We start from the raw sequence: 10,378 nt of genomic DNA, 5'->3' as shown, positions 1-10,378 counted from the left end.
CGTGACCCTCGCGGCCGAGGCCGCCCTGCGAGCCGTCGCCGGTGACCAACCCACGGGTGAACGGGTCGCTCGCCACCAGGCCGCGCGGCGCTGGAGCCGGCAGCCCGCCGCTCGTGCCTTCCGTCACTAGCGGTCGGCTAGTGCGCTCGTGCAGCAGGCGGGCGTCGTCCGGGGCGGTCGGCAAGCCGCTGACGACCGTGCGCCCAGCCCCGCCGGCCGGCGCCTGACCACCCGCCCCGGCCTCGGTCTGAGCGGCCTCCGCCTCTGCCACGCGGCGCCGCACCTCCTGCAACAGCTCGCGCCACGTGGACGGCTCGTTCGCGGCGGCGTCCGCCGCCACCGGCCCACCGCCAAGGCCACCCTGCGCCGCCGGCCGACCCCCGGTAGGCGGCTTCGCGGGCGGCGTGCCCCTGGTGGGCGGCTTGTTCTTCTTCGAGATGAGCGGGACGACGAAGAAGAAGACGAAGAAGAGCAGGCCGAGGATCTCCTCGAGTCCGATGCTCACCCGTGGTCGCCGCCCTCCCCGGCGGCCCGGCCGATGTTGCCGCGCATGGTGGTGTCGGATTGGATGTTCTGCAGCTGGTAGTAGTCCATGATGCCGAGGTTCCCCTCGCGGAACGCCTGGGCCACCGCCTGCGGCACCTCGGCCTCCGCCTCGACCACCTTGGCGCGCATCGCCTCGACGTGCGCCCGGTTCTCCTGCTCCGCCGCCACGGCCACGGCGCGGCGCTCCTCGGCCTTGGCCTGCGCCACGCGCTTGTCTGCCTCCGCCTGGTCGGTTTGAAGCTGGGCGCCGATGTTGCGGCCCACGTTCACGTCGGCGATGTCGATCGACAGGATCTCGAACGCCGTGCCGGAGTCGAGCCCCTTGGCGAGCACCGTCTTGGAGATGGTGTCGGGGTTCTCGAGCGTGTGCTTGTAGCTGTCGGTCGAGCCGATGGAGGAGACGATCCCCTCACCGACGCGCGCGATGATGGTCTCCTCGCCCGCGCCGCCCACCAGCCGCTCGAGGTTCGCCCGCACCGTGATGCGGGCCGTGGCGATCAGCTCGATGCCGTCCTTGGCCACCGCGCTCACGTTCGGCGTCTGGATGACGCGCGGGTTGACGGACACCTTCACGGCGTCGAGCACGTCGCGGCCTGCCAGGTCGATGGCGGCCGCCCGGTCGAACGGAAGCGCGATCCTCGCCTTGTCGGCAGCGATCAACGCGTCCACCACGCGGTTCACGTTGCCGCCCGCCAGGAAGTGCGCCTCCAGCTGGTTCTGGTTGACCTCGATGCCGGCCTTGTCGGCCTTGATGAGCGGCAAGATGATCTGGTTGGGCGGCACGCGCCGCAGGCGCATGGCGAGCAGGGAGAAGAGCGACACCTTCACCCCCGCCGCGACCGCCGAGATCCACAACCCCACCGGTATGAAGTTGAACAGGATGATGAAGAAGAGGACTACGGCGCCGGCGAGGATGAGTAGCGGGATGTCCATCAGGTCTCCTTGTCGCCCGACTGGGCGTGAGTGCTGGCGTCGGCCAGCGCGCGAACCGTGACGCGGTTGCCCTCCACGCGCAGCACGCGCACGCGCGCGCCCGCGTTGACGAAATCGCCCTCGCTGACCACGTCGACGCGGTCGCTCCCGAACCGCGCCACCCCGGCGGGCCGCAGGTCCGAGATGGCGGTGCCCTCCGTGCCCACCAGGTCGCGGCTGACGCTGGGGAACTCCAGGCCGCCCTCCCCGGGCGTGGCGATGCGCGCCGTCAGCCTGAAGGCGGCGGCGAGGCGGCTGTTGGGCAGCAACCAGAGGAGCACCCCGAGGAGCACGCCGCCGAACAGGACCGAGTAGCCGATGACGGGCAGGGTGCCCTCCTCGAAGATGCGGATGAGGGCGACGACGATGGCGGCCACGCCGAGGATGCCGGCCACGCCGAAGCCGGGCAGCAGGAACACCTCGACGGCCAGCAGCACGATGCCCACCACCAGGATGGCCACGTCGAGCAGGCCCGTGGGGTTGGCGAAGTACGCCGCCGCCGCGAACACCGCCAGCGCGATGAGGCCGATGGCGCCAGGCACGCCGAACCCCGGCGTGAACGCCTCGATGAGCAGCCCGCCGACGCCCAGCACGATCAACGCCGCCGCCACGAGCGGGCGCGACAACAGCGCCGCCAGCCTCTCCGCCAGGCCCGGTTCGATCCTGACGACCCTGACGCCGGCGAAGCCGAAATCCGCGAGCGCCGCGTCCAGCGTGGTGGCCTCGGCGTCCGCGATGCCGTGCTCCACCGCCTGCCTGGCCGTGAGGGTCACCAGCTCCGACGCGGTCGAGAGGCCGGGGATCTCCACCTTCGGGTCGACCATCCCCTCGGCCACGACCGGGTTGCGGCCGCGGGCCTCCGCCACGCTCCTGAACTCGCCCCGCAACGCGGACGAGAACTTCTCGTCGACGCTCTGGATCCCCGTCGGGGTCGACAGGATGGGCAGGGCGGCGCCGATGCTCGAACCCGGCAACATGGCCAGCCGCTCGGCGCTCATGGCGATGAGGGCGCCGGCGCTGAAGGCGTTCTGCACGACGGCGATGGTGGGGACGCGGACGTCGTGCAAGATGATGCCCACGATGTCCTGCATGGCGCTGACCGCGCCACCGGGCGTGTCGAGGTAGAAGACGAGCGCGAGCGGCAGCTCCTCGTTGGCCGCCCGCACGCGGTTCCTGACGAAGGCCGTCGTGCCCGTCGTGATCTCGGTGTCGATGGGGACGACCCACACCTCGTTCGTGGCCGCCTCCGCCAGCGGCGCGAGCGCCAGGCACGTGAGGGCGGCCGCCAGCGCGAGCAGCGGCTTGAGTGCGCGGACCGGATTCAGCTCCACGCCCCCGATGGTACCACGCGGTATTGGCCGTTTCAGACGGCATGGAGCGGCCACGGGCGCGGGCCGGTGCCACGCGAAGGCGCCTCCCCGGTTTGGAGGAGGCGCCTTCGTTTCGCCTGGCGGGGGCAGCAAGACTCGAACTCGCGACCTACGGTTTTGGAGACCGCCGCTCTACCGACTGAGCTATACCCCCAAGGCGTGGCGTGGCGAAGCGCCAAGGCGCCCGGCCCCGCGGCCGAGCTAGAAGTATACCGGGAGCCGCCCGGCAGGTAAAGCGGCGCGCCGCCACCGCGCGTAGCGCCCCCGGCACGCCCCTAGGCGCCGCCGCGGTATCCTGCGCCACATGCAAGAGTCGATATCGGACACCGACCGCATGACCTTCACGCCGGCCGGAGCGGAGAAGGCAGGCCAGTTGCTCCGCGGGAGCGGCAAGGAGGGCGCCGCCATCCGCGTGTTCGTGAAGTCGGGCGGCTGCAGCGGCTACCAGTACGGCATGCAGATCGACGACAAGCACCTCGCCGGCGACCGCGTCTTCGAGGTCGAGGGGGTGCGGCTCGTGGTGGACGAGCGGAGCTGGCCCCTCCTGCGGGGCTCGCGGGTCGACTACGTCGAGAACATGATGGGCGGCGGGTTCAACGTCTCCAACCCCAACGCCTCGAGCGAGTGCGGCTGCGGCCACAGCTTCAGGACCGACGGCGCTCCCGCCCCGACCGACGGCTCCTGCGCCGGCTGACACCTGCGCACGTCGCGCCCGGGCCACGCCCCGCGTGACCGGGTAGGGCGGCGCCGGCACCCGTCGGCATGACGGAGCGGCCCCGGACCCTCAGGTCCGGGGCCGGCGATGACGCGGCCGGACGGGCCGCGCCTCATCGCCTCACTCCGCGGGGAAGCCGTACTTGAGGACCGGCTGGCGCGCCGCGCGCACCTCGTCGAGCCGGCGCACGGGCGTGTGGTACGGCGCGCCGCTCAGGAAGGCGGGATCCTGCGCCGCTCGCGCCAGGATCTCGGCCAGCGCCTCGACGTAGGCGTCGAGCGACTCGAGGCTCTCCGTCTCGGTCGGCTCCACCATGAGCGCCTCCTTGACGATGAGCGGGAAGTAGACGGTGGCGGGGTGCATGCCGTAGTCGAGCTGCGCCTTGGCGATGTCCAGGGTGCGCAAGCCGGCGGGCGGCTGCGCCACGAACTCGTGCATGTTGACGCGGTCGAACGGCACGGTGAAGCCCAGCTCCTTCAGCTTCACGCGCAGGTAGTTGGCGTTGAGCACGGCGTAGCCGCTCACCTCACGCAGCCCCTCGCGGCCCAGCGCACGGATGTACGTGTAGGCGCGCACGAGGTTGCCGAAGTTGCCGTAGAAGGACCGCATCCGCCCGATGGAGCGAGGGACGTCGTGGTCGAGGCGGAAGGTGCCGTCGTCGGAACGCGCCACCACCGGGCTGGGCAGGAACTCCGCCAGGTGCGCCTTCACGCCGACGGGACCGGTGCCGGGGCCCCCGCCGCCGTGCGGCGTGGTGAACGTCTTGTGCAGGTTCAGGTGGACGACGTCGAAGCCCATGTCGCCGGGGCGAACGCGGCCCACGATGGCGTTGAGGTTGGCGCCGTCGTAGTAGAGCTGAGCCCCCACCGCGTGCGCGGCGGCCGCGATGTCGAGGATGCGCCGCTCGAACAGCCCGAGCGTGTTGGGGTTGGTGAGCATGACGGCGGCCACGGTGCGGTCGAGGCGCGCCTCGAACGCGGCCAGGTCGACCTCGCCGTCCGGTCCGGTCGGCACCTCGACGACGTCGTAACCGGCCATGGCGGCCGTGGCGGGGTTCGTGCCGTGAGCGCCGTCCGGGACGAGCACCACGCGGCGCTGCTCCCCCTCGCCGCGCGCCCGGTGGTAGGCCCGAATCATCAGGATGCCCGCCAGCTCGCCGTGAGCGCCGGCGGCGGGCTGGAGGCTCACGGCGTCCATGCCCGTGATGGCCGCCAGGTCGCACTGCAGGCCGTGGAGGAGCTCTAGCGCCCCCTGCACGGTCTCGGGGGCCTGGTACGGGTGCAGGTCCTCGAAGAGCTTGGCGGCCTCCTCGTTCACCTTCGGGTTGTACTTCATGGTGCAGCTGCCCAGCGGGTAGATGTTGGCGTCTATGCTCATCTGCCGGTGCGCCAGCTGAGTGTAGTGCCGCACCAGGTCGAGCTCGCTGACCTCGGGCAGACGCGGCGGCGAGCGCCGCAGGTTCTCCTCGCCGAGCAGAGCGGCGGCGTCCACGGGCGCGGGGCGCGGCGGCTGGGCGGCGCGTCGACCGGCGCGCGAACGCTCGAACACCAGCGGGAGCTGCGGGTGGAGGGGTGCCGGGGTGGCCTGCGCGCCGTCAGCCATGGACGCTCGCCTCCAGGCGCGCGCCCGCGCCGGCGGCGGCGGGACCCTCGCCGCACGCCGTAAGGGCCGCCACGAGGGCGGCCACGTCCGCGGGCGTGACGCGCTCGGTGGCGCTGAGCAAGACGGCGTTCCCGAAGCCGTACTCGGCCGGCACCGCGACCCCGGCGTGCACGCCGTGAGCTGCCAGCGCGCTTCGCAGCGCGGCCGGCTCGGCGCGGACCCTCAACACGAACTCGTTGAAGTAGCGCCGACCGTCCTCCGGTTCGAAGCCCGCCGCCCTGAGGGCGCCCGCGAGCTCGTGGGCGTTGGCGACGGACCCGAGGGCCAGGTCCCTGAGTCCCTCCGGGCCGAGAGCGGCGACGTTGATGGCAGCCATGACGGCGGTGAGCTGGTGGTTGGAGCAGATGTTCGACTTCGCCTTCGAGCGGCGGATGTGCTGCTCCCGCGCCTGCAGGGTGAGCACGAAGGCGCGTTTGCCGTCCACGTCGACAGTCTGACCGACGAGCCGCCCGGGGAACTGGCGGATGAGTTCCTCGCCCACGACCATGAACCCGAAGGCCGGCCCGCCGAAGTTGACCGCGTTGCCGAGCGTCTGCCCGTCGCCGGCGGCGATGTCGGCGCCGTACTCGCCCGGCGGCGCGAGGACCGCCAGGCTGAGAGGGTCGACGGCCGCCACCATCAACGCGCCCGCCGCGTGGGCGGCGGCGGTGAGCGACGCCATGTCCTCCAGGTAGCCGAGGAAGTTGGGTTGCTGCGCCACCACGCACGCCACGTCGGCGCCGAGGTCGGGGACGGAGGTGGCGTGCGGGTCGAGGTCGACCACGTCGACGACCGCGTCGAGGGCGGTCAGGTAGGTGGCCACCACCGCCCGGGTCTCCGGGTGCACGCCGCGGCTGATGACCACGCGGTCGCGACCCGTCTGGCGGATGGCGAGCAGCACGGCCTCGGCCACGGCGCTGGCGCCGTCGTACATGCTGGCGTTGCTGACCGGCAGCCCCGTCAACTCCGCCATCATGGTCTGGTACTCGAACGTCGCCTGCAGGAGGCCCTGCGCCACCTCGGGCTGGTACGGGGTGTAGGCGGTGACGAACTCGCTCTGCATGGCGAGGTGGGCGGTCACGGACGGCATGAAGTGCCGCCGCGCACCGCCGCCAAGGAAGTCCGGGCCGCCGGAACTGTTCTTGGCGGCAAGCGACCGCAGGTGCGCCATGAGCGCCGCCTCGTCCATTCCCGCCGGGATGTCGATGGGAGGGTCGCGCAGCGCCTCTGGCAGGTCGGCGAAGAGGCTGTCGATGGAGGGCGCGCCGACCTTGGCGAGGGCCCGCGCGACGTCCTCCGCCGTGTGGGGGATGTAGCGCACTCAGCCCTCCTCGAGGGCGCTCTTCTGGTAGGCGTCGGCGTCGAGCAGGGCGTCGAGCTCCGCGTCGTCGGCCATCTCGATGCGGAACAGCCACCCCCTGCCGTACGGTTGGTCGTTGATCAGCTCGGGCGTGCCCTCGAGCGCCCCGTTGGCCTCGACGATGACGCCGCTGACGGGGGCGTAGATGTCGGAGGCCGTCTTGACCGATTCGATCACGGCTACCTGCTCGCCCTTCGCGACGCGCCGGCCCGCCTCCGGCAGCTCGACGAACACGACGTCGCCGAGCTGGTCCTGCGCGAAGTCGGTGATGCCGACGGTCACGGCCTCGTCCTCGCGGCGGACCCACTCGTGCGTGGCGGCGTAACGGAGTTCCTCTGGTGTCTTCATCTCGTCTCCTCGACCGCGCTGCTCCGGCGCGGGCTCTCCTCGTGCATCATGCCCCGTGGAACGGCGGGTTTACCACCCGCGCCGGGGCGCCGACGCCACGGATCTCGACGGCCAGCCGGGTGCCGGGCGCGGCCAGTTCGCGCTCCACCCACGCGAAGCCGATGCCCTCGCGCGTGAGGGGGGAGAGGGCGCCGGACGTGACCTCGCCGACCACGCGCCCGCCCTCGGCCAGGACCCGGTACCCCTGCCGCGGCACCCCGCGGTCGTCGAGGCGCACGCCCACGAGGACGCGGCCGCACTCGGGGGCCCACATGGCGTCGCGGCCGTAGAACGGCTTGTCCTTGACCACCCAGGCGAACGGCGTGCACAGCGGGTTGGACGTCTCCGTCAGCTCGTGCCCGTAGAGGGGGAAGCCCGCCTCCAGCCGCAGGGTGTCGCGCGCGCCCAGCCCGCACGGGGTGGCGCCGGCCTGCACGAGCATGTGCCAGACGGCCACCGCGTCGGTGGGACGCAGGAACAGCTCGAAGCCGTCCTCGCCCGTGTAACCGGTGCGGCTGAGGCGCGCCGGGATACCGGAGAGGGTGGCGTCGACCGTGGCGTTGCGCTTCACCTGACTCAGGTCGACCTCGACGAGCTGTCCGAGCAACATGGGCGCCCCGGGCCCCTGCAGGGCGAGGAGCGCAACGGCGTCGGACTCGTCCATCACGTGACAGTCGTGCCCGTCCGCCAGCGCCACGAGGTGGGAGAGCACGGCGGCGGTGTTGGCCGCGTTCGCGACCACCAGGTAGTCGTCGGGGCCGTCGCGGTACACGAAGAGGTCGTCGACCAGGCCGCCGCTGTCGTTCTGGAGCATGTTGTACTGGCCGCGCCCCGGCCTGAGGCGGCCCGGGTCGTTGAGGGTGGCCCACTGCAGGAACGCCGTCGCGCCCGCGCCGATGACGCGGATCTCGCCCATGTGCGAGACGTCGAACAGCCCAACGCCCTGGCGCACCGCCAGGTGCTCCTGGTTGATGCCCGTCTGGTAGTGGAGTGGCATGGTGTAGCCGGCGAACTCGACCATACGGGCGCCGAGCTCCTCGTGCGTCGTGAACAGGGGTGTGCGCTTCATCGCCCGACCATATCACGCACCACCTGGCGGTTTTCCCGTCCAGATGGGGCGTTACGACAAGGCCGGCCGGCCCTCAGGCGCGCTGGGCCAGCTTCTCCAACACCATGGTGGCCACGCCCCGCAGGGGCTCGAACACGCCCTCGAACTTGGCGGCCACCGCCTCGAACATCGGGATCTTGCCCTGCGGGTCGAGCACCGCCCGCAGCATGTCCATGTCGAGGGCGTCCGGCAGGTCGCGCTTGTTCGCCTGGATCACGAGTGGCACGTCGGAGATGCGCATGTTGTACTCCTGCAGGTTCTCCCGCAGGTTCCTCAGGCTCTCCGCGTTGGCGCGAAGCCGCGCCGGGCTCGAGTCGGCGACGAACACGACGCCGTCAACGCCGCGCAAGATCAGCTTGCGCGACGAGTTGTAGAAGACCTGCCCCGGCACGGTGTAAAGGTGGAAGCGCGTCTTGAAGCCGTTCACCTTGCCCAGGTCCAGGGGCAGGAAGTCGAAGAAGAGCGTGCGCTCGTCCTCGGTGGCGAGCGAGACCATCTCGCCCTTCGACTCCGCCGGCACCTCCTGGTAGATCTGCTTCAGGTTGGTGGTCTTGCCCGACAGGCCCGGCCCGTAATAGACGATCTTGAAGTTGATCTCGCGGGCCGAGAAGTTGATCGTGCTCATCCTTGCCTCGTACCGAACAGCCCGTCGAGGAGCGCCGCCGCGCCCTGCTGGAACTCGGCGTCGAACTCGACGGTCGGGGGAGCCTCCGTGGCGCCCTCCAGCGCCGCCCGCACCGCGTCGGCGGCGTGCTTCGTGGCGATCTTGACGCGGCCGAGCTGCGCCGAGGTGTCGAACACCGTGACCAGCAGCGCCTCGGCGCCCAGCTCCTCGATGTAGGTGCCGACCTCAGCGCCCTGCTGCACCGTCTCCTTGAAGCCGTCCTCGCCGAACAGGTGGGCGATGGCGCGGTTGGCGGCGTAGTTGGAGGCCACCAGCGTGGCGAACGAGTCGAACGACGGCGGCTTCGGCGCCCACAACGCGCGGGCGTGCATCAGCACGAACCCCTTGTGGTCGATGATCAGAGCGTACCTGGCCCGGCTCCTGGCGAGAAGCTCGCGCAGGATGCCGTCCACGGTGTCGTAGGTGGAACCGTAGAGGTCGAGGGACGGCTCGAGCATGGGTTTCACTCTAGCAGCAGCCGCTCGGGCCGAGCGTAGAACAATGCACTTGCCCGGCAGCGCCCGCGGCCTCGCCGCCCCAGAGCGACGGACGCGGCCCCTCGCGGGACCGCGTCCTGAGCGTGGTAGCGATGGACGGGATCGAACCGTCGACCTCACGATTATGAGTCGTGCGCTCTCACCAGCTGAGCTACATCGCCTCGGTGGTGCCCGGCTGCCCACGCGGCGCCGCGGCGGACCTGCAGGTTACACCTCGGCGAGGGCCTCGCGCCACCCCTGTTCGCGCTCTAGGGGTTCGGCACGAGGTCGATGAAGGGAGGGGTCACCGCCCCGCCAGGAGGTCGCCGACGGTGCCGTGCCAGCCGCAGGCGTCGCACTCGGCCGTCGTCTCCTCGTCCCAACCGCTGTCACCCACCTGCTCGCAGATGACCTCGAGGTCCTGGGCCGTGATGGCGTAGTGGACGCGGTACTTGACCTCGACGCTCGTGTCGATGCTCACCACGGGCGCGCCGCAGGCGGGGCAGAGCGGCGCGGGGGCCTGGGCGTCCTGGCGGCTGGCGGAGGCGGCGTTCACGACGTTCGCTGTTCTACCTCGGCCACTCTTACAGCCCTCTTACCCGGGCGGGGTGGAGGTCCCGACCGCACCCCCGGGCGGCCAGCGACGCCGCCACGCCGCAAGAAGGTGTCGTGGTCGAAACCGACGGCGACGAGATCTGGTACCACCGGTCGGTGGGCGCCGGCCGTTCAAGCAACCTCCCGGCTGCCGCGCCGGCGCCTCACGCCCTTCGGCCTCCTACCGCCGGACCTGCACATCGAACGTCGCCCCGTCGAGCCAGTCGCGGAAGAGTTCGACCTGGGGCGCCACGGGGATGCCGTAGCGGTTGACCGAGGTGGTGTCCTGCCATACGAACAGGTAGACCACGAACTCGTCCTTGGTGGCGTCGTAGTTGGCGCTGAACCCGATCGGCAGGAGCGCCCAGGAGCCATCGCTGTGCCACTGACACGGGCCCCAGTACTCGCCGACCATGCCGTCTGGTATGGTGGCCCCTTCCTGCTTCGCGTTGGGGTCGATGAACAGCGTGTGGTTACGGCCACGGTACTGCGTGTCCTGGTTCGGGTTGCGGTCGTCGCCCTGACCGCCGATGCCTCGCATGTCC

Annotated in this window: 12 protein-coding genes and 2 tRNA genes; 1 reads left to right on the top strand and 13 read right to left on the bottom strand. The window is 71.2% G+C overall.

The window, feature by feature from the left end; all coding sequences use genetic code 11:
• From H3C53_12735 to H3C53_12720, 4 genes are all read right to left on the bottom strand, one after another.
• The coding region (locus tag H3C53_12735; protein ID MBW7917530.1) for a hypothetical protein at positions 1 to 505 on the bottom strand (505 nt) is incomplete at its 3' end.
• The gene (floA, locus tag H3C53_12730; GenBank protein ID MBW7917529.1) at positions 502 to 1,479 is read right to left on the bottom strand and encodes a flotillin-like protein FloA; all 978 of its coding nucleotides are present in this window, start codon (positions 1,477 to 1,479) and stop codon (positions 502 to 504) included. The genes H3C53_12735 and floA, both read right to left, overlap by 4 nt.
• Positions 1,479 to 2,849 carry a nodulation protein NfeD gene (locus H3C53_12725; protein ID MBW7917528.1) on the bottom strand — a complete coding sequence of 457 codons (1,371 nt, stop codon included), beginning with the start codon at positions 2,847 to 2,849 and terminating at the stop codon, positions 1,479 to 1,481. The genes floA and H3C53_12725 overlap by 1 nt, the downstream gene beginning before the upstream one ends.
• A gap of 117 nt (positions 2,850 to 2,966) precedes the next feature.
• A tRNA-Trp gene (locus tag H3C53_12720) sits at positions 2,967 to 3,042 on the bottom strand.
• A 150-nt stretch (positions 3,043 to 3,192) separates the two neighbouring features.
• Here H3C53_12720 and H3C53_12715 point away from each other — a divergent pair.
• Positions 3,193 to 3,582 (top strand): iron-sulfur cluster assembly accessory protein, encoded by a 390-nt coding sequence (locus H3C53_12715; GenBank protein ID MBW7917527.1) that lies wholly within the window; start codon positions 3,193 to 3,195, stop codon positions 3,580 to 3,582.
• Positions 3,583 to 3,723: 141 nt separating this feature from the next.
• Here the strand turns inward: H3C53_12715 and gcvPB are convergent, their stop codons facing one another.
• From gcvPB to H3C53_12670, 9 genes are all read right to left on the bottom strand, one after another.
• Positions 3,724 to 5,205 carry an aminomethyl-transferring glycine dehydrogenase subunit GcvPB gene (gcvPB, locus tag H3C53_12710; GenBank protein ID MBW7917526.1) on the bottom strand — a complete coding sequence of 494 codons (1,482 nt, stop codon included), beginning with the start codon at positions 5,203 to 5,205 and terminating at the stop codon, positions 3,724 to 3,726.
• A complete protein-coding gene (gene gcvPA / locus H3C53_12705) occupies positions 5,198 to 6,565 on the bottom strand; it encodes an aminomethyl-transferring glycine dehydrogenase subunit GcvPA (GenBank protein MBW7917525.1) in 1,368 nt (455 codons plus the stop codon). The genes gcvPB and gcvPA overlap by 8 nt, the downstream gene beginning before the upstream one ends.
• A complete protein-coding gene (gcvH, locus tag H3C53_12700) occupies positions 6,566 to 6,952 on the bottom strand; it encodes a glycine cleavage system protein GcvH (GenBank protein MBW7917524.1) in 387 nt (128 codons plus the stop codon). It lies immediately after the preceding gene.
• Positions 6,953 to 6,998: 46 nt separating this feature from the next.
• Complete coding sequence (gene gcvT, locus H3C53_12695; GenBank protein ID MBW7917523.1) at positions 6,999 to 8,060, bottom strand: glycine cleavage system aminomethyltransferase GcvT; 1,062 nt, start codon at positions 8,058 to 8,060, stop codon at positions 6,999 to 7,001.
• A gap of 73 nt (positions 8,061 to 8,133) precedes the next feature.
• Positions 8,134 to 8,724, bottom strand: a complete 591-nt coding sequence (locus tag H3C53_12690; GenBank protein ID MBW7917522.1) for a gliding-motility protein MglA — start codon at positions 8,722 to 8,724, stop codon at positions 8,134 to 8,136.
• On the bottom strand, positions 8,721 to 9,221 hold the full coding sequence (locus H3C53_12685; protein MBW7917521.1) for a roadblock/LC7 domain-containing protein: 501 nt from the start codon (positions 9,219 to 9,221) through the stop codon (positions 8,721 to 8,723). The genes H3C53_12690 and H3C53_12685 overlap by 4 nt, the downstream gene beginning before the upstream one ends.
• A 123-nt stretch (positions 9,222 to 9,344) precedes the next feature.
• Positions 9,345 to 9,421 (bottom strand) — tRNA-Met (locus H3C53_12680).
• A 122-nt stretch (positions 9,422 to 9,543) separates the two neighbouring features.
• The gene (locus H3C53_12675; GenBank protein ID MBW7917520.1) at positions 9,544 to 9,795 is read right to left on the bottom strand and encodes a hypothetical protein; all 252 of its coding nucleotides are present in this window, start codon (positions 9,793 to 9,795) and stop codon (positions 9,544 to 9,546) included.
• 219 nt (positions 9,796 to 10,014) lie between these two features.
• On the bottom strand, positions 10,015 to 10,378 hold a 364-nt coding region (locus tag H3C53_12670; protein ID MBW7917519.1), incomplete at its 5' end, for a hypothetical protein.

This window comes from Trueperaceae bacterium (assembly GCA_019454765.1).
Lineage (GTDB): Bacteria > Deinococcota > Deinococci > Deinococcales > Trueperaceae > JAAYYF01.
This window is presented reverse-complemented; position numbering and strand designations above follow the sequence as displayed.